This is a genomic window from Xanthomonas sp. NCPPB 4037 (assembly GCF_041475695.2).
Lineage (GTDB): Bacteria > Pseudomonadota > Gammaproteobacteria > Xanthomonadales > Xanthomonadaceae > Xanthomonas > Xanthomonas campestris.
Window position 1 is genome coordinate 3,956,305 of the sequence record NZ_CM191261.1, and the last position, 24,896, is coordinate 3,981,200.

At 66.9% G+C, this 24,896-nt stretch carries 19 protein-coding genes; 8 read left to right on the forward strand and 11 right to left on the reverse strand.

From position 1 onward, the window contains the following. Positions 1–234: 234 nt before the first annotated feature. Together cysN and cysD are read right to left on the reverse strand one after the other, a co-directional pair. A complete protein-coding gene (gene cysN / locus ACCQ01_RS17525) occupies positions 235–2,151 on the reverse strand; it encodes a sulfate adenylyltransferase subunit CysN (protein WP_228431069.1) in 1,917 nt (638 codons plus the stop codon). Between the two features lie 59 nt (positions 2,152–2,210). Further along, a complete protein-coding gene (gene cysD, locus ACCQ01_RS17530) occupies positions 2,211–3,119 on the reverse strand; it encodes a sulfate adenylyltransferase subunit CysD (protein WP_228431071.1) in 909 nt (302 codons plus the stop codon). Between the two features lie 180 nt (positions 3,120–3,299). On the opposite strand from cysD, the gene ACCQ01_RS17535 reads away from it, so the two are divergent. From ACCQ01_RS17535 to ACCQ01_RS17545, 3 genes are all read left to right on the forward strand, one after another. Beyond that, a complete protein-coding gene (locus ACCQ01_RS17535) occupies positions 3,300–5,147 on the forward strand; it encodes an assimilatory sulfite reductase (NADPH) flavoprotein subunit (RefSeq protein WP_228431073.1) in 1,848 nt (615 codons plus the stop codon). Positions 5,148–5,255: 108 nt separating this feature from the next. Beyond that, complete coding sequence (gene cysI, locus ACCQ01_RS17540; protein ID WP_228431075.1) at positions 5,256–6,962, forward strand: assimilatory sulfite reductase (NADPH) hemoprotein subunit; 1,707 nt, start codon at positions 5,256–5,258, stop codon at positions 6,960–6,962. Beyond that, complete coding sequence (locus ACCQ01_RS17545) at positions 6,959–7,684, forward strand: phosphoadenylyl-sulfate reductase (RefSeq protein WP_228431077.1); 726 nt, start codon at positions 6,959–6,961, stop codon at positions 7,682–7,684. The genes cysI and ACCQ01_RS17545 overlap by 4 nt, the downstream gene beginning before the upstream one ends. Before the next feature lie 30 nt (positions 7,685–7,714). On the opposite strand, the gene ACCQ01_RS17550 is transcribed toward ACCQ01_RS17545, so the two are convergent. The 3 genes from ACCQ01_RS17550 to ACCQ01_RS17560 form a co-directional block, all read right to left on the reverse strand. Beyond that, positions 7,715–9,271 (reverse strand): PepSY-associated TM helix domain-containing protein, encoded by a 1,557-nt coding sequence (locus ACCQ01_RS17550; RefSeq protein WP_228431079.1) that lies wholly within the window; start codon positions 9,269–9,271, stop codon positions 7,715–7,717. Further along, a complete protein-coding gene (locus ACCQ01_RS17555) occupies positions 9,271–11,274 on the reverse strand; it encodes a TonB-dependent receptor (RefSeq protein WP_228431082.1) in 2,004 nt (667 codons plus the stop codon). Before ACCQ01_RS17555 ends, ACCQ01_RS17550 begins: the two co-directional genes overlap by 1 nt. A 206-nt stretch (positions 11,275–11,480) precedes the next feature. Continuing rightward, a complete protein-coding gene (locus tag ACCQ01_RS17560) occupies positions 11,481–11,918 on the reverse strand; it encodes a DUF2946 family protein (RefSeq protein ID WP_228431084.1) in 438 nt (145 codons plus the stop codon). Between the two features lie 177 nt (positions 11,919–12,095). Between ACCQ01_RS17560 and ACCQ01_RS17565 the strand changes: the two genes are divergently transcribed. Next, positions 12,096–13,292, forward strand: a complete 1,197-nt coding sequence (locus tag ACCQ01_RS17565; RefSeq protein WP_228431086.1) for a GAF domain-containing sensor histidine kinase — start codon at positions 12,096–12,098, stop codon at positions 13,290–13,292. Positions 13,293–13,798: 506 nt separating this feature from the next. On the opposite strand, the gene ACCQ01_RS17570 is transcribed toward ACCQ01_RS17565, so the two are convergent. Next, complete coding sequence (locus tag ACCQ01_RS17570) at positions 13,799–14,080, reverse strand: hypothetical protein (protein WP_228431087.1); 282 nt, start codon at positions 14,078–14,080, stop codon at positions 13,799–13,801. A 94-nt stretch (positions 14,081–14,174) separates the two neighbouring features. Continuing rightward, entirely contained in the window at positions 14,175–15,155 is a 981-nt protein-coding gene (locus ACCQ01_RS17575) for a LysR family transcriptional regulator (RefSeq protein WP_011038287.1), read from the reverse strand. A gap of 164 nt (positions 15,156–15,319) precedes the next feature. Between ACCQ01_RS17575 and cobA the strand changes: the two genes are divergently transcribed. The 4 genes from cobA to ACCQ01_RS17595 all read left to right on the forward strand — a co-directional run bounded on the left by cobA (position 15,320) and on the right by ACCQ01_RS17595 (position 19,221). Beyond that, complete coding sequence (cobA, locus tag ACCQ01_RS17580; protein WP_228431089.1) at positions 15,320–16,525, forward strand: uroporphyrinogen-III C-methyltransferase; 1,206 nt, start codon at positions 15,320–15,322, stop codon at positions 16,523–16,525. 16 nt (positions 16,526–16,541) lie between these two features. Then, positions 16,542–17,501: a cysteine synthase A gene (gene cysK, locus ACCQ01_RS17585; protein ID WP_011038289.1), complete on the forward strand. Its 960-nt coding sequence runs from the start codon at positions 16,542–16,544 to the stop codon at positions 17,499–17,501. 162 nt (positions 17,502–17,663) lie between these two features. Further along, positions 17,664–18,176: a methyltransferase family protein gene (locus tag ACCQ01_RS17590; protein WP_228431091.1), complete on the forward strand. Its 513-nt coding sequence runs from the start codon at positions 17,664–17,666 to the stop codon at positions 18,174–18,176. Between the two features lie 505 nt (positions 18,177–18,681). Then, positions 18,682–19,221 carry an O-acetyl-ADP-ribose deacetylase gene (locus ACCQ01_RS17595; protein ID WP_012437526.1) on the forward strand — a complete coding sequence of 180 codons (540 nt, stop codon included), beginning with the start codon at positions 18,682–18,684 and terminating at the stop codon, positions 19,219–19,221. 426 nt (positions 19,222–19,647) lie between these two features. On the opposite strand, the gene ACCQ01_RS17600 is transcribed toward ACCQ01_RS17595, so the two are convergent. From ACCQ01_RS17600 to ACCQ01_RS17615, 4 genes are all read right to left on the reverse strand, one after another. Next, entirely contained in the window at positions 19,648–20,652 is a 1,005-nt protein-coding gene (locus tag ACCQ01_RS17600; RefSeq protein WP_012437525.1) for a class I fructose-bisphosphate aldolase, read from the reverse strand. A gap of 470 nt (positions 20,653–21,122) precedes the next feature. Next, entirely contained in the window at positions 21,123–22,589 is a 1,467-nt protein-coding gene (pyk, locus tag ACCQ01_RS17605) for a pyruvate kinase (protein WP_014508780.1), read from the reverse strand. 199 nt (positions 22,590–22,788) lie between these two features. After that, positions 22,789–23,436 carry an HAD family hydrolase gene (locus ACCQ01_RS17610; protein ID WP_115530992.1) on the reverse strand — a complete coding sequence of 216 codons (648 nt, stop codon included), beginning with the start codon at positions 23,434–23,436 and terminating at the stop codon, positions 22,789–22,791. Beyond that, complete coding sequence (locus ACCQ01_RS17615; RefSeq protein ID WP_228424102.1) at positions 23,433–24,608, reverse strand: phosphoglycerate kinase; 1,176 nt, start codon at positions 24,606–24,608, stop codon at positions 23,433–23,435. The genes ACCQ01_RS17610 and ACCQ01_RS17615 overlap by 4 nt, the downstream gene beginning before the upstream one ends. Positions 24,609–24,896 lie beyond the last annotated feature (288 nt).

Below are 24,896 nucleotides of genomic sequence, written 5' to 3' on the forward strand. Positions count from 1 at the left end.
TTAACGACCCAGCCGCCATGCGGTTGACGAAAAGGGCGTGCTTTGCACCATGACCAAAGACCCTTGTCCTCGTCGCCACGATGCGGTGCTCAGGCAGCCACCACAGCGCGCGCACGTCGCTCAGACTGGCATCAGCGGTACTGGAAGCGGCCCGTACCTGCGTACGTGCCGGCGCCTATGCACCTGTTGCTGCCCTGTCTGACCACCGCTTGATTGCGTTGTTGCAGCCTGCCCTCAGCGCTCCAGGCCCAGGTATTCCAGGACATGTCGCGCCAGCGCCTCTACGTTCTCACCATCGGCGTGAAGATGGATTTCCGGGCGCTCGGGCGCCTCGTACGGCGAATCGATCCCGGTGAAATTGGGGATCTGCCCGGCGCGGGCCTTGCGGTAGAGGCCTTTCACGTCGCGTGCCTCGGCGACCGCCAACGGCACATCCACGAACACTTCGACGAATTCACCCGAGTCGAAACGCTCGCGTGCCAGCTGGCGTTCGGCACGGAACGGGGAAATGAAGCTCACCAGCACGATCAAGCCGGCATCGGCCATCAGCCGTGCCACCTCGGCCACGCGGCGGATGTTTTCCACACGGTCCTCGTCGGTGAAGCCCAGATCGCGGTTGAGCCCGTGGCGCACGTTGTCGCCGTCCAGGATGAAGGTGTGATAGCCCAGCGCATGCAGGCGCTTGTCCACCAGGTTGGCCACCGTGGACTTGCCCGCACCGGACAGGCCGGTGAACCACAGCACGCGCGGCGCCTGGCCCTTGATGCGCGCGCGCGCGACGCGGTCCACATCCAGGTGCTGCCAATGCACATTGCCGGCGCGGCGCAGCGCAAACTCCAGCGCACCGGCCGCGACCGTGGCATTGGTCTGCCGGTCGATCAGGATGAAACCGCCCAGCACGCGGTTGCGCGCGTACGGGGCGAAGGCGATCGGCTCGTCCAGCGACAGGTTGCAGTAGCCCACCTCGTTGAGCTCCAGGCGCTTGGCCGCCAGCCGCTCCTGCGTGTTCACATCGACCTTGTGCTTGATCTCGCTGATGCTGGCGGTGACGGTGCGGGTGCCGATCTTGAGCCAGTAGGGGCGGCCCGGCAGCAATGCGGCATCGTCCATCCACAGCACGTGCGCGGCGAACTGGTCGGCCACTTCCGGCGGGTCGTCCACGGCGGCGATGATGTCGCCACGGCTGATATCGATCTCTTCGCGCAAGGTCAGTGTCACGGCCTGCCCGGCGTGTGCGCTGTCGACCACGCCATTGGCATCCAGCACGCTCGCCACATGCGCGCGGCGCCCGGACGGCACCACCACCACCGCATCGCCGCTGCGCACCTGGCCGGCAGCAATAGTGCCGGCATAGCCACGGAACTGCGCGTTGGGGCGATTGACCCACTGCACCGGCAGGCGCAACCCACTCACTGCGTCGGGCGTCTCCAGCTGCACGCTGTCCAGGTGCTGCAGCAGATGCGGCCCCTGGTACCACGGCATGCGCGTGGACGCGCTGGACAGGTTGTCGCCGGCCAGTGCCGACAGCGGAATGCACTGCACATCGGCAATGCCCAACTGCGCCGCCAGGGCGCGATAGCTGTCGACGATGGTGGCGAACACCTGCGCGTCATAGTCCACCAGGTCCATCTTGTTGACCGCCAGCACCACGTGGCGAATGCCCAGCAACGAGACGATGTAGCTGTGCCGCCGCGTCTGCACCAGCACGCCCTTGCGCGCATCCACCAGCACCACCGCCACATCGGCGGTGGAGGCGCCCGTGGCCATATTGCGCGTGTACTGCTCATGCCCGGGGCAATCGGCGACGATGAACTTGCGTTGGTCGGTATCGAAGTAGCGGTACGCCACATCGATGGTGATGCCCTGCTCGCGCTCGGCGGCCAGCCCATCCATCAGCAAGGCGTAGTCGATGCCGTCGCCCTGCGTGCCATGGCGCTTGCTGTCGCTTTCCAGCGCGGCCAGCTGGTCATCGAACAGCCGCTTGCTGTCGTACAACAACCGCCCGATCAGCGTGCTCTTGCCATCGTCAACACTGCCGCAAGTGATGAAGCGCAGCAGCGGTTTGGATTCGTGCTGCTGCAGATAGGCGCCGATGGCGCCGGGATTGGGGAGTGGGGAATCGGAAATCGCAAAAGCGGTCTCCTCCCTCATCTGGTTCGCGGCGAACTGCTGTTGCGATTCCCCATTCCCGATTCCCGATTCACTGCCCATCAGAAATACCCCTCAAGTTTCTTCTGCTCCATCGATGCGCCTGGTGCGTGGTCGATCATGCGGCCCTGGCGTTCGGAGCTGGTGCTGACCAGCATCTCGGCGATCACCGCTTCCAGCGTGTCGGCGGTGGATTCGATCGCGCCGGTCAGCGGGTAGCAGCCCAGGGTACGGAAGCGCACCGAGCGCAGTTGCGGGGTTTCGCCGGGATGCAGCGGCAGGCGGTCGTCGTCGACCATGATCCAGGCGCCGTCGCGCTGCACCACCGGGCGCGGCGCGGCGAAGTACAACGGCACCACCGGAATGCGCTCGCGGTAGATGTACAGCCAGATATCCAGCTCGGTCCAGTTGGACAGCGGAAACACGCGCACGCTTTCGCTAGGTTTGGTGCGCGCGTTGTAGAGATTCCACAGCTCCGGGCGCTGATTCTTCGGGTCCCAGCGATGGCGTGCATTGCGGAACGAGAACACGCGCTCCTTGGCGCGCGATTTTTCTTCGTCCCGGCGCGCCCCGCCAATCGCCGCATCGAAGCCGCCCTGCTCCAGCGCCTGCTTCAGGCCCTGGGTCTTCATCACGTCGGTGTGCACCGCCGCGCCATGGCTGATCGGGCCGATGTCCTGCGCGACGCCGTCCGGGTTGATGTGCACGCGTAGGTCCACCGCGGTCTCGGCCGCGCGACGGTCGCGGAAGGCGATCATCTCGCGGAATTTCCAGCGCGTGTCCACGTGCAGCAGCGGGATCGGCGGTGGCGAGGGGGCAAAGGCCTTGAGCAGCAGGTGCAGCAGCACCGAGCTGTCCTTGCCGACCGAATACAGCATCACCGGCGCACGGAACTCGGCGGCAACTTCGCGCAGGATGTGGATGCTCTCGGCCTCGAGACGGTCGAGATGGGACAGGGGCGGCAGGGTCATCAGCGTGTCGTTGGGCATCGGCGGGCGAGACCAGCCGATGGTAGGGCAAGGCAGCGCAGTGTGTAGCGGGCCCATGCCGGGCCGAAATAAGCACCCGGCATAACGCGATAACGGCTGATCCTTTCTGGCGGAGCGAACGCTTCCCTAACATCGTTCATCCATTCCCCTCCCTGGAACCGAATGACCGCCGCCAGCCCCGCCGTGCCGCCCAGCCCCTTGCCCGACGAGCGCAAGGCGCTGCTGGAGCGTCTGGTCGACGGTCTGGACGCCCCGTCCCTGTGGTGGCTGTCCGGGTATACCGCCGGCTTGGCCCAGAGTCACCCGCCGCGCTCGCTGGCGGTACTGCCGGGTGGCCAGGGGCATGCGGTGGCGCACGAGAGCCAGCGCCTGACCGTGCTGTACGGCAGCCAGACCGGCAATGCCCGGCGGCAGGCCGAGCAACTGGCCGCCGAGGCCGAGGCCGCCGGCGTGAGCGTGCGCCTGCTACGCGCCGATGCCTACCCCACCCGCGAGCTGGCCAGCGAACGCCTGTTGTACGTGGTGATCAGCACCCAGGGTGAAGGCGACCCGCCGGATGATGCGATTGGCCTGGTCGAATTCCTGAGTGGCCGCCGCGCGCCCAAGCTGCCGGAGCTCAAGTACGCGGTACTGGGCCTGGGCGATTCCAGCTACGCCGATTTCTGCGGCATTGCGCGGCGGATCGACGAGCGCCTGGCCGAACTCGGCGGCAGCCGCGTGCAGCCGCGCGGCGAAGCCGACCTGGACATCGACAGCGTCGCCGCTCCCTGGCGCACGCACGCGCTGCGGCATGCGCGCGAGCAGCTCAAGAGTGCCCAGCCATCGGCCACGGTCACGCCGCTGCGCAGCCAGCCGGCCGCGCCGGTGTGGTCGCAGCAGCACCCGTTCGCCGCCGAGTTGCTGGCCAACCAGATCATCAGCGGGCGCGATTTCAAGGGCCCGGGCTTCCGTGTCTATGGCCCGGCGATCAAGCGGGTGCGCCACCTGGAGTTCTCGTTGGACGGCAGCGGGCTCAGCTACGAGCCCGGCGATGCGCTCGGCATCCGTCACCGCAACCCGCCTGCCTTGGTCGATGCGGTGCTGGAAAGCCTGCGCCTGGATGGTCATGCATCGGTCACCATCGGCGAGGACACTCTGGCCTTGAACGAGTGGCTTGCCACGCGGCGCGAGCTGACCAAGCTCTCGCGGCCCTTCCTGGCCGCCCACGCCGAGCGTGCACATGCAGATGAACTGCAGGCGCTGCTCACCCCGACCCAGACTGCCGGCCTGGCGTCGCTGCTCTCCGATCACCAGTTGATCGACGTGCTGCGACGCTGGCCGGCGGATTGGGACCAAGGTGGCCTGCTGGCCGCCCTGCGTCCGCTCACCCCACGCCTGTATTCCATCTCCTCCAGCCGCAAGCGCGTGGGCGAGGAAGTGCACCTGGTCGTGGATGAACTGCATTACCAGGCGCACGGCCATGGGCACGTGGGTTCGGCCAGCGGATTTCTGGCGGCACTGGCCGAAGGCGACACCGCGCCGGTGTACATCGAACCGAACGAGCGCTTCCGCGTGCCGGCAGATCCGGACCGCGACATCCTGATGATCGGCCCGGGCACCGGCGTTGCACCGTTCCGCGCATTCGTGCAGGAGCGTGCCGAAACCGGCGCCAAGGGACGCAACTGGCTGTTCTTCGGCGCGCAGCATTTCAACACCGACTTCCTGTATCAGACCGAATGGCAGCAGGCGCTGCAGCGCGGCGAGCTGCATGCACTGGAACTGGCGTTCTCGCGCGACGCGGCAGAGAAGATGTACGTGCAACACCGCCTGCGCGCGCGCGGCGCCGAGGTCTATGCCTGGCTGCAAGGCGGCGCGCACCTGTATGTGTGCGGCGCGATCGGCATGGGCAAGGACGTGCACGCCGCGCTGCTGGATATCGTCGCCACCCACGGCGCACTCGATGCCGAAGCGGCCGCAGCGTATCTCACCCGCCTTCAGGTGGAGGGACGCTATGCGCGCGATGTCTACTAGTGCCGGGAATCGGAAGTGGGAAATCGGGAATGGGTACGGCCTGCACCCGAATTGTCGCGAGCGACCACGCCGCTTTTCACGATTCCCCTTTCCCGATTCCCGATTCCCATGACCCACTCCGTCGAAGACATCAAATCCACCAGCCGCCGCTTACGCGGGTCGCTGGAGCAAAGCCTGGCCGATCCGGTCACCGGGGCGTTGCGCGAGGACGATCAGACGCTGATCAAATACCACGGCAGCTACCAGCAGGACGACCGCGACATCCGCGATGAGCGGCGGCGGCAAAAGCTTGAGCCGGCCTATCAGTTCATGATCCGCACGCGCACACCGGGTGGGGTGATTTCACCCAGCCAGTGGTTGGCACTGGATGGCATCGCCACGCGCTATGCCAACCATTCGCTGCGCATCACCACGCGCCAGGCGTTCCAGTTCCATGGCGTGATCAAGCGCGAGCTCAAGGCCACGATGCAGGCGATCAACGCCACCTTGATCGACACGCTGGCCGCCTGCGGCGATGTGAATCGCAATGTGCAGGTGGCGGCCAACCCGCTGCTGTCGCAGGCGCATGCCACGCTGTATGCCGATGCCGCGCGCGTGTCCGAGCATCTGCTGCCCAACACGCGTGCCTATTACGAGATATGGCTGGATGAAGAGCGCGTGTCCGGTTCGGGCGCCGAGGACGAGCCGATCTATGGCGACCGCTACCTGCCGCGCAAATTCAAGATCGGCTTTGCCGCGCCACCGCATAACGATGTGGACGTGTTCGCCAACGACCTGGGCTTCATCGCCATCCTGCGCGAGGGCCAGCTGCTCGGCTACAACGTGAGCATCGGCGGCGGCATGGGCGCCAGTCACGGCGACGCGGAGACCTGGCCGCGCGTGGCCAACGTGATCGGCTTCGTCACCCGCGATCAGTTGCTGGATATCGCCACGGCCGTGGTCACCACCCAGCGCGACCTCGGCAATCGCGCCGTGCGCAAACGCGCGCGCTTCAAGTACACCATCGACGATCACGGCCTGGACACCATCGTGACGGAGATCGAACGCCGCGCGGGATTCACCTTGCAACCTGCGCAGCCGTTTGCATTCGCGCACAACGGCGACCGCTACGGCTGGGTGGAGGGCGAACAGGGCGATTGGCATCTGACGCTGTCACTGCCGGCCGGGCGCATTGCCGACACCGACACGGCCGCACATCTGAGCGGGCTGCGCGCCATCGCGCAGTTGCAGGTCGGCGAGTTCCGCATGACGCCCAATCAGAACCTGGTGATTGCCGGCGTACCGTCCGACCAGCGCGCGCAGATCGACCAATTGGTGGCGCAGTACGGCCTGGATGCCGGCAACCTGGCGCCCACCGCGTTGGCGCGCGGCGCGATGGCCTGTGTGGCCTTGCCAACCTGCGGGCTGGCCATGGCCGAGGCCGAGCGCTATCTGCCGGATTTCAGTGCAGCGCTGCAGCCGCTGCTGGAACGCCACGGGCTGGCGCAGACGCCGATCGTGCTACGCCTGTCCGGTTGCCCGAACGGCTGTTCGCGGCCGTATCTGGCTGAAATCGCATTGGTCGGCAAGGCACCGGGCCGCTACAACCTGATGCTGGGCGGCGACCGCCGCGGCCAGCGCCTGAACACGCTGTACCGCGAAAACATCAACGAGGCCGACATCCTCGCCGCGCTCGAGCCACTGCTGGCGCGCTATGCCGCAGAGCGCGACCAGCACGCCGATGAAGGCTTCGGCGACTTCCTGCATCGCAGCGGCCTGATCGCCCTGCCGCCCTACCCCACCCACCGTCATCTCGACCTGGAATTGCTCGCATGACCGCGCTGCCTGCCTCATCGATCGCCGCTCCTTCGCTGGACGACCTGGACGCGCTCAACGCGCATCTGGAGACGCTGCGCGCCGACGAACGCGTTGCCTGGGCGCTGCAGCACGGCCCCCAACAAGCGGCGCTGTCGTCCAGCTTCGGCGCGCAGTCGGCGGTGACGTTGCACCTGCTCACCCAGCAGCGCCCGGACATCCCGGTGATCCTGATCGACACCGGCTACCTGTTCCCGGAAACCTACCGCTTTGCCGATGCATTGACCGAACGCCTCTCGCTCAACCTGCAGGTGTATCGCCCGCTGGTCAGCCGCGCCTGGATGGAGGCACGCCATGGCCGCTTGTGGGAACAGGGCATGGTGGGCATCGACCAGTACAACAATCTGCGCAAGGTCGAACCGATGCGCCGCGCGCTGGACGAACTCAACGTCGGCACCTGGTTCACCGGCCTACGCCGCAGCCAGTCCGGTGGGCGCGCGCAGACGCCGATCGTGCAAAAGCGCGGCGACCGCTACAAGATCAGCCCGATCGCCGACTGGACCGACCGCGACGTCTGGCAATATCTGCAGGCGCACGCACTGCCGTATCACCCGCTGTGGGAACAAGGCTATGTGTCGATCGGCGACTTCCACACCACCCGTCGCTGGGAGCCGGGCATGCGCGAAGAAGACACGCGCTTCTTTGGGCTCAAGCGCGAGTGCGGCATCCACGAAGACATCTGAGCCGCGCGCAGCAGTGCGCAGGCCGGCGCCTCACCGCCGCAGCCTGCGCACGCTCCAGTAATGATCGAACGCCCACAACAGCAGTAACGATGCGCCCATCAGCGGGAACAGCAGCCCGCACAGCACCAACAGCGCCAGTACGCCGCGCAGCGTGCGCGGATCGGCCGGCAATGGCGGCACGCCGAGGCCGCCAACCGGGCGGCGCTTCCACCACATCACCGCCGCGCTGACACACAGCAACACGATGGCCGCGCACGCCAGCAGCAAAAGCAGTTGATTGGCGGTGCCGTATTGCTGGCCCAGGTGCACGTTGATGCCCCATTCCAGCGCCTGCGCCAGCGGTCCGTAATCGCGGTAGCGCATGTCCAGCAACACCGCGCCGCTGTATTGATCCAGATGGATCACCCGCTGCCGCTGCAAATCGTCCGGATACACCGAAGCGGTATACACGCCGCTGGCACCACGCGGCAGCGCCACGCTATAGCCGGCTGCGATGCCGCGCGCATCGAAACGCGCCAGCGCCGCATCCAGCCCCAGGGCACCGACACCTGGCGCTTCACCCAAGCCACTGCCGCCGCCATGCGCGGCGTGCTCGGCATGCGCGGTATCGGTTTGTGAGGCACGCGCAACGTGTGCGGCACGTGCAGCGTGTTCGCTGTGTTCGGCATGCGCGGCATGCGCCATCGCCGGTGCCATGGCATCCGCTGCGCCCATGGCCATCGGCATCGGTCTGTCGGATGGCAGCGTCGATTGCGGCAGCCGTGCCTGGCGCAACGACCAGCTCGGCTCGCCGCTGTCGGTGAGCCGCTGTTGCGACATCGGCAACTGCACGCGCAGCCCGGTCGGGTAACCGAAATCATGTCCGTTGGCCCAGCGATTGACCTGCGCGCCCCACAGCCACGACCACGGCATGCCGGTCAGGGCCAGAAACAGCAGCACCGCTCCAACCCCGGCACCGGTGACCGCGTGCAGGTCGCGCCAGAACACCCGCTGCGCGGGACGGCCACGCACGCTCACCATCCCGCTGCGGCGGCCGCGCGGCCACCACAGGTACACGCCGGTCAGCGCCAGCACAATCGCCCACCCCGCGGCCATTTCGATCAGGCCACGCGCGAGGGGACCGAGCAGGTCCAGGCTGTGCAGCCGGCGAATGGTCCAGGCCAGCGTGCCATGCTCGGGCAGCATGCCCAGCACACGCGCGCTGTACGGGTCCACGTACACCACCTCGCGCGCACCACCGGTGCGTAGCACGCCGATCTCGGCGCTGGCATCGGCACGGTCGGGCGTGGTGTAGCGAAACACCGTCCCCGCCTGCGCACGCTGCGCGGCATCCACCAACTGCTGCGCCGGCAACCGCGCCGGGCCCACCGGCACCACTTTCAATGCGTGATGGGCCATGCGGTCGATAGCATCGTGATACAGGAATGCCGCACCGGTCAGCGCCAGCCAGGCAATGAAGGGCAGCGCCAGCAATCCGGCGTAGAAATGCCAGCGCCACACCGCGCGGTACAAGCGCCAACGACGCCCTTGCGCGGTCTCGTCGGCAGCGGCCACGGGGGCAACATGCTGGGTCGCGGAGACTGACATCAGAAACTCCAATCCCAGGACAGCGACAGTGCACGGCCGTCACCCGGCGAATAGCCCGAGCTGCCGCTGTCGTACCAGGCATAGACATAGCTGCGGTCGGTGGCATTGCGCAGTTGCAGCGACACCGTATTGCGCGCATCCACGGCCCAGCGCGCGCCAAGATTGAGCAGGGCATAGCCACCGGTGCGCCCCAGCGTGTTGGTGCGCTCCAGGTAATAGTCGCCCTGTGCATTGCCCCAGGCACTGAGTTGCAACGCCGGAGTGAGCTGCCACTCCACGCCCGCGGTGGCCAGCCAATGCGGCACGTTTTCGATCTCGCGGCCGCGCGTGGCTGGCGCGCTGGGATCGGGCGTGGCGATGCTCGCCTTCTGCCGCGAATACGACAGCCACGCACGCCAGTGCTCGGCCGGCTGCAGGTTGAGCTGCGCATCCCAGCCACGCCGCAGCGTACGCCCGACGTTGGCCACATCGCCCACGCCGGCCACACCATTCACACCCAGAATGGTGGCCACCTCGCCGGACGCGCGTTGTTCCCAATACGCCAGCCGGCCATCGAGCACGGCGGTGGGCGCGAACTTGAAGCCCGCTTCCCAGCCATCGTTGATCGACGGGCCCAGGTTGCCGGGCTGCCGGCGGTACGCCCCATCACCGGTGCCGATCTGGAAGGTGCGCCCCCAATTCGCGTAGGCGCTGCTCTGCCCGGCAAGCCGGTAACTGGCACTGAATTTGGGCTGCTTGATGGTGCCGTAGTCGTAGCTTGGCGCAGTGATGCCGGCGCGCAGATCCCGCAGCTCGCCATCGACGCGGTCGATGCGGTAGCCGGGCACCAGTTGCAATCGCTCGGTCGGTTTCAGCACGGCCTGCACGTAGGCGCCGCGCGTGCGCAGGTCGTAATCCCAGTCGCGCAACTGCGCGCTGCGCACGCGTGCCATGGTGCGGTAGCGCTGCGACTGGTTGTCCTGCCATTGCACGTCCAGGCCGGCCTCCAGCGTGGTCGGTAGCGCCTGCCAGCCCGGCTGCCAGTTGCCGCGCACGAGCACGCCACGGTGGGTCTCGTCGGTGTCGCGTTCCTGTTGCAGGCCGGCTTCGGAAAAACGCACCCAGCGCTGGTTGTGGTACGCGTTGCGGTAGGCCTTGGCGCTCCACTGCGTGTCGCTGCCAAGCGTGCCGTCCGCATGCAGCGCGGTCTGGCGCAGCGTGCGTTCGCTGCGATCGTCCTGCGCATACGCGGGCGAGCTGCGTGGTGCGGCGCGTGCGCTGGCCGCATCCAGATACCCGGCTTCCATTGCGTGGTTGTCGTAATAGCGGGTGGTCAGCCCGGCACGAAACGCGCCGCCCGGGTCGGTGTAAAACCATTTGCCGGCCACGCTGCGTTTGCGTGCATCGGCGTGATCGCGGTAACCGTCGGAATCGCGCCAGGCCACCACGTAATTCTGGCTCCAGGCGCCGCGCTCGATGCCCTTTCCGAGCTGCACTTCGCGCGCGCCGAAGCTGCCGGCAGTCACGCTCAGTCGCCCGTCGTTGCCACCGGTGCGGGTCAGCACGTCCACACTGCCGGCGATGGCATGCAGCCCGTAGCGCGCATCGTTGGTGCCGCGCACGATCTCGATAGCCGAAATATCCTGCGGAAACACCGCATCCAGATACGGCATGCCGCCGGCATTATCGTTGCTGGGAATACCATCGATCAGCAGCTTGACCGCATTGATCCGCCCCTCGCCATTGAAGCCGCGGAACGAAAACCGCCCCGCGTCGGTACCCATGCGGAATGGGGTGACCTGTACGCCGGGCGCACGCATCAGCAGCTCCCAGCTGTAGTCCACATGCTGATCGTGCAGCAACGCGCCGCCGATCACGTCCACCGAACTCAACACGCTCGCCGCACTCTGCCCGCGCGTGGTCTGCGCGCTCACCTGCACCTTGCCCAGGGTCAATGCGGCGTCCTGCGCCTGTGCATGACCCGCCATCCCGCATGCCATCGCCAACGACGGCGCGGACCACATCGCTTTCAACCACCACACTCGCATGTCACACCCTCTGCCGTGCGTGCACGGACAACGCAACCGCACGCGACGCCCGCAAGGGCCGCACGGTCAACGGAAGAGAAAGCGCGGCAGCCGCCATCGCGTGCACAGCACGCCTCGCGCACGCCAGCAGGTGGCGCACGCCAATACGGAAAGAACAGCGGACGCTCGCGCGTTGCCCAGCCTCAGGCGGGCAGCGGCGGCCCGCGTGCGCCCAGCGCCGGCCAGCGCAGCGCGCGCCATGCATGCGTCCGCGTCGGGGCAGCGGGCTTGCTCGGCCGCAGCTGCAACAGGCATAGCACCACCAGCGCGAGCGCGCCCAACAGACGCGCTGCCAGCACGCAGTAATCGCACGCATCGGCATGCGCGCCGGCGTCCTGCGCAGGCGCCGCGTGCTGGGACGCGGGCGCGTCCATGGCGTGGTGCTGCGCTGCGCCCATGCCCGGCATCGGGTGGTGCCCGGCATGCACAGATGCCGCAGCGCCAGCGGCCTGGCTGGTGCACATCGGCTGCGCCAGTGGCAGCTGGCACCAGCGGCTGATCAGCGGCGCCACCAGCATCAGCGCAACCGCCAGCACGGCAAGCGACTGCAACACGCGGTGGTGGCGGAGCGAACGGAGCATCCGGCGAGTGTAAGCCGGTGCATCACAACCGGCGATGGTCGCGGCCGGTGCGCGACGCGATGTCGCACCCTTACCCATGCCGCCACCGGCAGCGATCGCCTGGACGGGCTGCGGTGCACACAATCCGGGCACAGCCATGCCCTATGCTTGGCGCCTATCACTTTGACCCGTGCGCGCATGAGTATTGTCCTGTCCGATCCAGCGGCCGAGCCCCTGCCGTGTGCGCCCAAGCCGCCGAGCGAGGCCCTGCGCCTGCAGGCCCTGCGCAGCTACGGCATCCTCGACACCCCGCGCGAGGCCGCCTTCGAGGACATCACCAAGCTGGCCTCGATCATCTGCCAGACCCCGATCGCGCTGATCAGCCTGGTGGATGCGGACCGGCAGTGGTTCAAGAGCGAGCGTGGCATGGGCGAACGCGAGACACCGTTGTTCAAGTCGATGTGCGCGCATGCCCTGCTCGATAACGACGTGCTGGTGGTGCCCGACACCCGCGAAGACGCGCGCTTTTCGCGCAACCCGCTGGTGACCGGCGAATCGCCGCTGTATTTCTATGCCGGTGCGCTGCTCAAGACCCCGGACGGCCTGCCGCTGGGCACGGTCTGCGTGCTGGACCGGCAACCACGCCAGCTCACCGACGAACAGGTCGATGCATTGCGCGCGCTGGCCCGCCAGACCATGGCCCAGCTGGAGTTGCGCCGCGCGTTGCTGATCGCCGAAGAGTCCAACCGTTACCGCAGCCGTCTGATGGCCATCGCCGGCCACGATCTCAAGACCCCCCTGCGCACGGCCGCCTATGCCATCGACAAGATGCGCCGGCATGCCAACGTGGACACCATTCCCACCCTGGTCACCGCACGCGATGCGATCGGCACCGTGGCGCGCAGCCTGGACGAACTGGCCGCATTGGCGGCGGCCAGCAAGTCGGCCAGCCCGGATCTGCAGCCGCTGGCGCTGGAAGACGTGATCCACGCGGTGCTCGGCGTGTGGCGCCAGCCGGCCAGGGACAAGTGCCTGGCGCTGCGGCATGTGCCCACCTCCCTGCGCGTGCGCAGCCATTCCACCTTGCTGACCACCTTGATCGGCAATCTGGTCGGCAATGCAGTCAAGTACACCGAACGCGGCCAGGTGCTGGTGGGCTGCCGGCGCCGTCCCGGCCATGCGGTGGTGGAAGTCATCGACAGCGGCATCGGCTTGAATCTGGAGCATCCCGAAGACGTATTCCAGGCGTTCCGCCAGGCCGACCCGGGCAGCGACGGCCTGGGCATCGGCTTGTGGATCGTGCATCGCACCGCCGAAACGCTGGGCTGCCAGGTCGAAGTGCGCCCGCGCCCGAGTGGCGGCACGCGCTTTTCGGTCACCATTCCGCAGGCCTGAACAAAAAATGGCGGACCCGGGCTCCCGTCCCGGATCCGCCACCAAGCACGCCAGGTCTCTCCCCAGGGACCCGGGTGCGCCAGTCGTTCAAGTCGCGCAACACGCGATGGCGAACGACAGCGCCAGCAACCTCTACGACCTTCCGAACAGACCGAACAAGCGATGGATGCCGGGCCGGCCCTGCGCCGTCCACCCCTAGACGTCCGGGAGTGTCGTGCATGGTTGCTATAAGGGTTTACGACATCGCCAGGCCCAACTTGATGGCTCTGGCCGACGCCGCCTTGACGGCCCTGACAGCGCGAGGGGAAATCACCGACAGCGAGGCTGTGCTGATGCAGCGCGGTGTTTGCAGGCCATTGATTCCCAAAGAGATTATGATTTTTCAGTGCGCTGCAGTGCAGCATTAGCAAGGACCGCCGCGCCCTGATGTGATCGCCGCCAAGTGGCAGCGCAATCACTACTCCCGCTGCCGCGACACCCGCAGGCAACGCCCTCCTGCTTGCCGGCTAGATCTCCGACACGCCCTCATCCTGACGCGCGAACCACGCCGCCGAATGCACCTCGGCATCGGCGGCCTCCAGTGCCTGGCGCAGGATCACCAACGGCAGTTGCAGGCGCGTATCGCCCAGTTGCACGCCCACCCACAGCGATTCGTCCTGCGGATCGGCCAACACCGTCAGCACGGTCTGGTCGCGGCCCTCTACATGGGCCCACAGCTCCAGCTGCATGCCGCCGTCCGCATCAGGTGACCACACACGGCTGAGCGCCGGGCGAAGCACTGCTGTCATGGCGCACCTCGTTGGTTGAGGCAGCCAGCATGCCACCGGCCGCGCGCGTCTGCCGCAACGCGTTCGCGCGCAGCGACACGGGCCGATTCCGGCATCAGCTGGTGATGGTCTGGGTCAGCGCTTCCCAGGTCGGCGGCAGCGGCCAGTTCGGCGCCTGGTTGCCGTCCAGCACCCGGCGCAGGTCGCGCTTGTCGATCTGCGGTGCCAGCACATGCACCAGGTCCAATGCGTAATCGCGCAACACACGGTCGCGCGGCAGCACCGCCCAGGCGATGCACTCGGCGATCGGCGCCGGGGCCGGCCATGCGCGCAGATCCTCGTCGTTGGCGCTGACGGCCATTTCGGCCACCAGCCCCACGCCCAGGCCAGCACGCACGTAGGTCTTGATCAGGTCCGCATCCAGCGCAGTCAGCGCAATGCTCGGCTCCAGGCCCACCTGCGCAAACGCCCGCTGCAGCGACGAGCCGGCGCGCGTGGAGGATTCGTAACTGATCAGCGGGTGCGCGGACAGCGCCTGCATGTCCGGCGCCACGCGCGTGTCCAGCGCATGCCCGCGCGGCACGACTACCAACCGGCGCCAGCGGTACAGCGGCACCGCGATGCCGGCCGTGGGCTCGCCGCCCGCGGTGCTGACTACGGCAATGTCCGCATCGCCTTGGCTAAGCAGATCCAGCGCCGCGCTCTCGGCCGCCTGCTGCAGATGCACGCTCACCTGCGGGTAGGCCTGCTTGATCTGTGCCACCGCGGGCGGCAACACAAAGCGCGCCTGGGTATGGGTGGTGGTCAAGGTCAGCTGGCCCTGGCTTTCGCGGCGCTGGTTGGCGGCGTAGGTGCGGATGTTGTTGGCTTCGGACAGCACCGCGCGGGCACGTTCGATCACTTCCACGCCGGCCGGGGTCACCGCATCCAGGCTGCGCCCCTTGCGCACGAACAGCAAAAAGCCCAGCTCGTCCTCCAGCTGCTTGAGCTGTTTGGACAGGCCCGGCTGGGTCGCGTGCACACGCGCCGCGGCCAGCGTGATGTTCAGCTCGGCATCGGCGATGGCCACCAGGTAGCGAAGTTGGGTCAGCGTCATGGGCTTATGTCCAAAAAAGCGCGAGGCGCTACAAGGGCTTCGACTGTAGAGGAGTTCGGCGGGCCAGCTTATAACCGAACGCTATTTTTAGGACGCATGAAGTCATTTCCGACGGCTATAAGCCCGGCGTTACGGTCTGGCCCTCTCCTCGAAGCCCCCGGTCCGTGACTGCCCTGTTCCCGCTCCTTGCCGATCTGCGTGGCCGTGCCGTCCTGGTGGTCGGCGGCGGCCGCGCTGCCGAACGCGCCACCGCCAGCCTGCTGCAGGCCGGCGCAGTGCCGCTGGTGGGCGCGCCGGAACTGACACCCGCGTTGCGCGGCTGGGCGCAGTCCGGGCAGGTGCGCTGGCTGACGGGCAGTTTTGACCCACAGTGGCTGGCACTGCCGGACCAGCCGGTCTGGCTGACCATTGCGGCCAGCGATGTGCTGGCAGTGAACGCTGCCCTGCGCAGCGCCGCCGGTGCGCAACGGTTGCTGACCCATGAAGTCGCTCCCGCAGCCGCAGCGTTGCCGCCCATCGCCAGCGAACCATCGCCTGCAGCAAGCCGCCTCACCCTCACGCCCGGCAGTGTGGCGCTGGTCGGTGCCGGCCCGGGCGACCCCGGCCTGCTCACCCGCAATGCGGTGCGCGCGCTGCGGCAGGCCGAGGTGATCCTGTACGACCGCCTGGTCAGCCCGCAGATCCTGCGTCTGGCCCAGCGCGCAGCGCGCTGCATCGAAGTGGGCAAATCCGCCCAAGGCCACAGCACGCGCCAGGAGCAGATCCATGCGCTGATGCTCGAACATGCGCGCGCCGGGCGGCGCGTGGTGCGCCTGAAAGGTGGCGACCCGTTCGTGTTCGGCCGCGGCGGCGAAGAGCTCGAATTCCTGCACGCGCACGGCATCGGTTTCCAGGTGGTGCCCGGCATCACCGCCGCAGTGGCCTGCGCCGCCTACGCCGGTATCCCGCTCACCCACCGCGACCATGCGCAATCGCTGCGCCTGATCACCGCGCACTGCAAGGATTCGCTGGACACGCTGGACTGGTACGCGTTGGGCCAGGAGCGGCAGACGCTGGCCTTCTACATGGGCGTGGCCGGCCTGGATAGCATCCAGCAGCGCCTGCTGCAGGCCGGCCGCGCCGCAGACACGCCATTTGCACTGGTCGAAAATGGCTCGCGCCCGGAACAGCGCGTGGTCACCGGCCCCTTGTCGCAGCTGGCCGCCACCGCGCGCTTGCATGCGGTGCGCTCGCCCGCACTGTTGATCCTGGGCGACGTCGCTGCGCTGTCGCAGTCGCTGCACTGGTTCGGCGCCGCGCCGCTCACCGGCAAGCCCGCGCACTCACCCATCGCAACGCCCCACGCGCCCACACTCGCCCACGCAGCCTGATTCCGACGGAGACCCCATGGCCCTGTACGACAACATCCTCGACACCATCGGCCGCACCCCGGTGGTCAAACTCAACCGCCTCGCCCCGGACCACGTGTCCCTGTACGTCAAGGTCGAGTCGTTCAACCCGGGCGGATCGGTCAAGGACCGGCTGGCGCTGGCCATCATCCTGGACGCCGAACAACGCGGCCTGCTCAAGCCCGGCGACACCATCGTGGAAGCCACCTCCGGCAACACCGGCGTGGCGCTGGCCATGGTCGCTGCCGCGCGCGGCTACAAGTTCGTCGCCACCATGGTGGAAACCTTCTCGATCGAGCGCCGCAAGCTGATGCGCGCCTACGGCGCCAAGGTGATCCTGACCCCGGCCGCCGAGCGCGGCAGCGGCATGGTACGCAAGGCCAAGGAACTGGCCGAACAACATGGCTGGTTCCTGGCCAGCCAGTTCGCCAATCCCGCCAATCCGGCCTACCACCGCAACACCACCGCCGCCGAGATCCTGCGCGACTTCGCCGGCCACCGGCTGGACCATTTCGTGACCGGCTGGGGCACCGGCGGCACCCTCACCGGCGTGGGCGAAGTACTGCGCGTGGCCCGCCCGGAAGTGCGCATCACCGCCACCGAGCCGGCCGGCGCCGCGCTGCTGCAAGGCCAGGACTGGAAGCCGCACAAGATCCAGGGCTGGACGCCGGACTTCGTGCCGGAGGTGCTCAACCGCGAGGTCGCCCACGAAATCCTCAGCGTGGAAGACACCGACGCGATCAGCGTGGCTCGGCGGCTTGCCGCGGAAGAAGGCATCTTCACCGGCATCTCCGGCGGCGGCACCGTCTCCACTGCCCTGCGGGTGGCCGAAACCGCGGTGCCGGGCGCGGTGATCCTGGCGATGCTGCCGGATACCGGCGAGCGCTACTTCTCCACGCCATTGTTCGCCGACATCAACGAAGGCTCCGACGACGATTGGCTGGCCGGCCTGCCCTGATCGCAGGCAGCGTGACGTCAGCGTTTCTTCCCAAAGGCCGCGCCCGCCAGCGCGGCCTTTGGCATGAAGTGTCCTGCAATTTGCGTCGTGCCGGGGCGCTGCGCCCTCCCGCCGATGTCAAGGAAACGTTACGATGGCGGTTGTTCTGCAGGGAGAGAAGGCGTGAGTAACCGGCCGTATGGACACAGCGATACCCGCAGCGGGCGGGCGCCATGGCTGGTGAAGATGACCTCCCCGGCGCATTTCGCGCTTGCCCTGGGCGTCGGCGCCTGGCTACAGCAGGCCTTTGCGCTGCCGTTGCCCGCCCCCACACCGCTGGCGTGGATCGAGCTGGCCGGCGGCGTCATCGCCTGCGCCGGGCTCGCGCTGGCGGTGAGCTGCTTCATCCTGTTCGCGCGCCGACGCACCACCATCATGCCCAGCGGCCATCCCTCGCGGCTGGTGCTGGACGGCCCGTACCGCTTCACCCGCAACCCGATGTATCTGGCGCTGGTCCTCAGCTACATCGGCCTGTGCCTGCAACTGGGCCTGCTGTGGGCGGTGGCGGTGGCGCTGGTGCCGCTACCCTGGCTGGCCTTGCAGTGGTTGGTCATCCCGTTCGAAGAAGCACGCCTGCGCGACGAATTCGGCCGCGCCTACAGCGATTATTGCGCCCGCGTACGCCGCTGGCTTTGAGCCTAGCGGCGTACGCTGCCGTGTAGTCTCGCGACGGTTTGTAATTCCATCGGACAAGCGCGCGTGCGCGACGAGTTCGGCCGCGTCTGTGGCGATTACTGCGCATGCGTTCGCCATTGGCCTTGAACCTACGGGCGCGCGCCACACTGGTTTTGATTGAGCGAATCGATTGCCAGCGCTGTTGGCGATGACGCCGACAGTCGACGCACTGTAAGCACTCTGGCATCGCACTCTTTCAACGCCTGAATTCGCACGCTACCAAGGTGCATTGATGCCTGCCTTTCGTCGTATTTGGCACGTTTCAGCATGCCGCTTCGATGCCTGTCATAGGCCAGACCAATCGTCATCGCGACACGTTGCAGACAGCGCGTTTGGCACGCTGCAGGTCCTTCGGCGCAGCCCGCCATGTGGTCGCATCGTGTGAGATGAATGGCCCGTAGCGTGAGCGTCCCGCAGCGCCTGATCCATCACGCGCTCATCATGCAAATCCCATAACTATCGCGCTATGAGAATCGAAGTCTGGCAAGGCGACATTACCCAACTCGACGTTGACGTCATCGTCAACGCGGCCAACGAATCACTGCTGGGCGGTGGTGGCGTCGATGGTGCGATCCATCGCGCCGCAGGCCCGCGCCTGTTGGAGGCCTGCGAGGCATTGCCGGAAGTGCGCCCAGGCGTGCGTTGCCCCACCGGCGAAATCCGCATCACCGATGGCTTCGACCTGAAAGCGCGGCACATCTTCCACACAGTGGGACCGGTGTGGCGCGACGGCAAGCACAACGAACCGGAACAGCTCGCCAACTGCTACTGGCAGTCGCTGAAGTTGGCCGAGCAGATGATGCTGCACTCGATTGCGTTTCCGGCTATCAGCTGCGGTATCTACGGATACCCGCTGTACCAGGCGGCACGCATTGCCGTCACTGAAACCCGCGACTGGCAGCGCTCGCACAAAGTGCCCAAGCACATCGTGCTGGTGGCCTATAACGAAGCGACCTACAAGGCCTACCAGCAGGCGCTCGCCACGCAGGAAACTGCTGCTGCCTGAGTGCAACGACTGCAAGCGTGATCCTTCCAGACAGGCGCCGCAGGGCGCTTGTCTTGCTTTGTACGCGGCACAGTCTTGCTTGTGATGCACTTTGTGCTGCCCCATGCACATGCACGCAGGAAACAGCTGCGGCGTGAGCGAGACGAGTGCAAGCGAGCTGCTTCCCAAAGATGCGGAACGGCGATGTGTCTTGCGTCGTGCAGGCGCCGTCTTACTTGAGACGTAGCTTGCGTGCAGGTGCAGGTGCCGTAGTTCGCCACGCGTGTCTGTCAGTGCGGGCAACGGTCGCGCGATCACCGATGGGCGCGCGCCGCAAACGCAAGCGTCGCGACAAAAGCTGCCCGCCATCCAAATTGGCGAACCCAAACACAAGACGCCGGCCTCACGGCCGGCGTCTTGTGTGCATGATGCAGCCTCAGCGGCGGATCAGCCCTTCCACTTGCCCAGTGCAGCCAGGCCGTTTTCCTTGGCGCGCTCGTAAATGATCTGCTGCGCCTTGGCATAGTTGCCGGTCATGTCCTTGGACCACAGCTTCAGTGCAGCCTGCTGCATCGCGCGGCCATACGAGAAGCTCAGCGGCCACGGCAGGTTGCCCAGCTGATGCATCTCGTTGAGGTGCGCGGTGGACTGCTCGTCGGTCTGGCCGCCGGACAGGAACACGATGCCCGGCAGGATCGCCGGCACGGTCGACTTCAGGCACATCACGGTGGACTCGGCCACTTCTTCGACGCTGGCCTGCTCTTCGCAGCTCTTGCCGGAGATGACCATCGAGGCCTTCAGGATGGTGCCTTCGAGCACAACGTTCTGCTCATACAGCGCACCAAACAGCGAGCGCAACGTGGCTTCGGTGACTTCGTAGCAGGTCTCGATGTCGTGGTCGCCGTCCATGATCACTTCCGGCTCCACCATCGGCACCAGGCCTTGTTCCTGGCACAGCGCGGCATAGCGGGCCAGCGCATGCGCATTGGCCTCGATGCAGGTGCCGGACGGAATGTCTTCGCCGATGTTGATGACCGCACGCCACTTGGCGAAGCGCGCGCCCAGGGTGTAGTACTCCTCCAGACGTGCACGCAGGCCGTCCAGACCTTCGGTCACCAGCTCGCCCGGCATGCCGGCCAGCGGCTGCGCGCCCTTGTCGACCTTGATGCCCGGGATGATGCCGTGGTCGGCCATGTACTTGGCGAACGGCACGCCGTCCTTGGTCTTCTGACGGATGGTTTCGTCGAACAGGATGGCGCCGGAGATGTAATCGCTCAGCTTGGGCGTGGTCAGCAGCAGTTCGCGGTAGGCACGACGGTTTTCTTCGGTGTTCTCGATGCCCACGCCGGAAAAGCGCTTGGCGATCGTGCTGGTCGATTCGTCGATGGCGATGATGCCCTTGCCCGGGGCGACCATGGCCTGGGCGGTTTCGGCAAGCTGTTCGATGCTCATGTAGTTCCTGTGGCAGCTGCGGGGGAGAACGAAAGTATAGCGACGAAAGTCGTAGACATTCCTTCACGGAATGCCTGCAACCGATTACACCTTGCAGCGTGCTGCGCGATCTGTGGCAGGGCTCGCATCACGGCGTGCAGCGCGCCTGGCCGCACGCCGTAGCTCACGTCGATGCGGCAGTCGCGGCATGCAAACGCCAATGGCTTGGAAGGGCATCAAACGCGGCGTTTATCTCTGATCGGCCCCATGCCCTGTGCAGCCTGCACCACAGCTGGGCCGCGAGATTGCATGCACATGTCCGTCAGCCACGCTGCGGAGACGTGCATCGCAGGGTGCGGCATGGGCAAGCGAGGCAAGCGCATCGGCCACACAGCACGACGGCGGCACATGGCCGCCGTCGTGTCACTGCAGGCTGCGTGGGGCGCGTCGCACATGTGTGCATGCACGACGCCCGCCCACCGCTAGGTGTTCTACAGCTCGCCCAGACCGCTGGCGCGGCCGTCTTCGCCCACTTCCAGCAGACGCAGCGTGTTGGTGGCGCCATGGGTTTCCATGTGCTCGCCGCTGGTGAACACCACGCGGTCTCCAGGCCCCATGCGCTCGTTTTCCACCAGCAGGCGGATCGCTGCGCGCGCGGCTTCGCGCGGGGTCAGGCCACGGCTGTCGAAACCGATCGGGAACACGCCACGCATCATCGCCATCTGGCGACGCGCGCCGTCATGACGGGTGAATGCATAGATCGGCATGTTGGAACGGAAGCGCGACAGGTAACGCGGCGTGCCGCCGGATTCGGTCAACGCCACCACGCCGCCCAGACCGATGTGCTCGGACAGGAACATGGTCGCCATTGCGATCGCCTGATCGGCGCGCTGCAGGTTGCGTTGCGCCGCTTCGAAGTCGGTATCGAACTCGAACTGGTGCTCGGCGCCCAGGCAGATGCGCGCCATCGCTTCCACCGCACGCACCGGGTACGCACCGGCAGCGGTTTCGGCCGAGAGCATCACCGCATCGGTGCCGTCGATGACCGCGTTGGCCACGTCGAGTACTTCGGCGCGGGTCGGGATCGGGCTTTCCACCATCGACTGCAGCATCTGGGTGGCGGTGATCACCACCTTGTTCTGCGCCAGCGACTCGCGAATGATCTTCTTCTGCAGGCCCGGCAATTCGGCATCGCCGATTTCCACGCCCAGATCGCCACGCGCCACCATCACCACGTCGGAGGCTTCGACGATTTCGACCAGGTTCTCGATCGCTTCGGTGCGCTCGATCTTGGACACCAACTGGGCATCGCAGCCGTGCTGCTGGGCGATCTGGCGGGCGTCGTGCATGTCCTGCGCGTTACGGCAGAACGACACCGCGATGAAGTCCACGCCGATCTTGGCCACGATGCCGATCAGCTCCTTGTCGCGCTCGGTCAACGCGCCCAGCGACAGACCGCCGCCCTGCTTGTTGAGGCCCTTGCGGTCGGACAACACGCCATCGTTGAGCACGGTGGTGACGATGCGCGCGCCCTGCACGTCGGTGACCTGCAGCTGCACCAGGCCATCGTCGAGCAGCAGCACGTCACCGGCGGTGACATCCTGCGGCAGGCCCAGGTAGCTCACGCCCACCTGATGCTGATCGCCGGCCGGCGCATTGACATCGGCCACCAGGTCGAAACGATCGCCCATGGTCAGCTTGATCTTGCCTTCGGCAAAGCGCTCGATGCGGATCTTCGGGCCCGGCAGGTCGGCCAGGATGCCCACTTCGGCGCCGACGCGGACGGCGGCGGCACGCACTTCGGCAGCGCGCTTGGCCTGGCCGGACGGGTCGCCGTGGCTGAAGTTGAGGCGCACCACGTTGACGCCCGCCTTGAACAAGGCGTCCAGCACACCAGGCGGATCCGTGGCCGGTCCCAGCGTGGCGAGGATCTTGGTGCGGCGTTGACGTTCTTTCATGATGGCCTCCCTGTAAAAGCCGCGAAACTTAACACACGCGTCACGTACCGAGGATGGCATTGCGGCATAGCCCCCCTCCTTTTCCGGCATGTCTCACAGACAGTGCGGGACAGTACGTACGCTTTCGCAGCGTGTAGCCGCGGACGGCCGCACGCTGCGGGTCGCCACCGTACGCCGGTGGCAGTGAAGACGCGCCGCGCTAGCCGCGGATCAGCCCGCTCAACTCGGCTGGTGTGTGCGCAAGTGCACCGGCGCCGGCAGCGCGCAGTTCTTCTTCGTCGCCGAAGCCCCACAACACGCCGATGCTGTGGATGCCGTGGTGGTTGGCACCGTCGATATCCATGCGGCGGTCGCCGATCATCACGCAGCCGGTCTTGTCGATCTGCAGGCGACGCAGCGCTTCGGCGATCAAATCCGGCTTGAAGCGGCGCGCACCATCTTCGCTGGCACCGATGACGTCTTCGAAACACACCCCGAACGGCAGGTGCTCGACGATGCGGCGCGCGTAGCGCTCGTTCTTGGAGGTCACCACGGCCAGCCGGTGGCCGGCACGGTGCAGGCCGGTGACCACATCGCCAATGCCGTCGAACACGCTGAGCTCGGTCCAGCCCACCGCGTCGTAACGGGCGCGATAGGCGGCCAGCGCGCGCTGCACCAGGTCCGGATCCTCGGGGAAGCGCTCGCTGAAACTGTCACGCAGCGGCGGGCCGATCCAGGCGCGCAACGTCTGCGGGGAAGGCCGCGGCTGACCGACCTCGTCGAAGGCATGCACGATGCTGCCGACGATGCCGGGTTCCGAGTCGACCAGCGTGCCGTCCAGATCGAAGAACAGTGTGGCTGCACTCACTGCCCGCGGGCCTCGAGCGCGGCAACCGCCGGCAGGGTCTTGCCTTCCAGAAACTCCAGGAACGCGCCGCCGCCGGTGGAGATGTAGGTGACGTCCTTGGCGATGGCGTATTTGTCCACGGCCGCCAACGTGTCGCCGCCACCGGCGATCGAGAACGCCTTGGACGCGGCGATGGCACGCGCCAGGATCTCGGTGCCATGGCTGAAGGGCTCGAACTCGAACACGCCGACCGGGCCGTTCCAGACCACGGTGCCGGCGTTGGCAATCAGCTCGGCATAGTGCGCCGCGGTCTGCGGGCCGATGTCCAGGATCAGATCGTCGGCATCCACCTGGTCGAGCGACTTCACGCTCGCCTCGGCATCGGGCAGGAACTGCTTGGCCACCACCACGTCGGTGGGCAGCGGAATCTCCGCGCCGCGTGCCTTGGCATCGGCGACGATCTGGTTGGCGGTCGGGATCAGGTCCGGCTCGCTGAGCGACTTGCCCACGTCGTGGCCGGCCGCGGCGATGAAGGTATTGGCGATGCCGCCGCCGACGATCAACTGGTCGACCTTGTTGACCAGGTTGGCCAGCAGTTCCAGCTTGGTCGAAACCTTGCTGCCGGCCACGATCGCCAGCAGCGGCTTGGCCGGGTTGTCCAGCGCCTTGGCCAGCGCGTCGAGCTCGGCCATCAGCAGCGGGCCACCGGCGGCCACCGGCGCGAACCGGATCACGCCATGCGTGGAGGCCTGCGCACGGTGCGCGGTGCCGAAGGCATCCATGACAAACACATCGCACAGCGCGGCGTACTTACGCGCGAGCGCTTCGTCATCCTTGCCCTCGCCCACGTTCATGCGGCAATTTTCCAGCAGCACCACCTGGCCCGGCGCCACGTCCACGCCATCGACCCAGTCACGCACCAGCGGCACGTCCACGCCCAGCAGGGTAGTCAGACGCGCGGCCACCGGCGCCAGCGAATCTTCCTCGCTCCAGGTGCCTTCCTTCGGGCGGCCCAGGTGCGAGGTCACCATCACCGCGGCGCCCTTTTCCAGCGCCAGCTTGATGGTGGGCACCGAGGCGGTGATGCGCTGTTCGGAGGTGATCTGGCCGTTGTCGATCGGTACGTTGAGATCCTGGCGGATCAGCACGCGCTTGCCGGAAAGATCGAGGTCGGTCATGCGGACAATGGACATGGGCTCAGCTCGCTAAGTCGTTGGGGGAATGGGGAATGGGGAATCGAAACAGCTGCAGGCATGCAGCGCGCTGACGACCACGCGCTGTGCTGGCGAGGGAACGGATGACGCGTTGCAGGCTGCCGGCGCGCCACCGCGCAGAACGCGCGGTGCGTTTCACAGGCGCCGTCGCCGCAGAGGCGGGTGGCGCGAACTGTGGTCGGTCGAACACGACGGGCAATGCGGCTGCCTTGGCGACGGGGGACGCCCATTGTCGGACCTTCGCGCCGCAGCGGCAAACCCGCAACG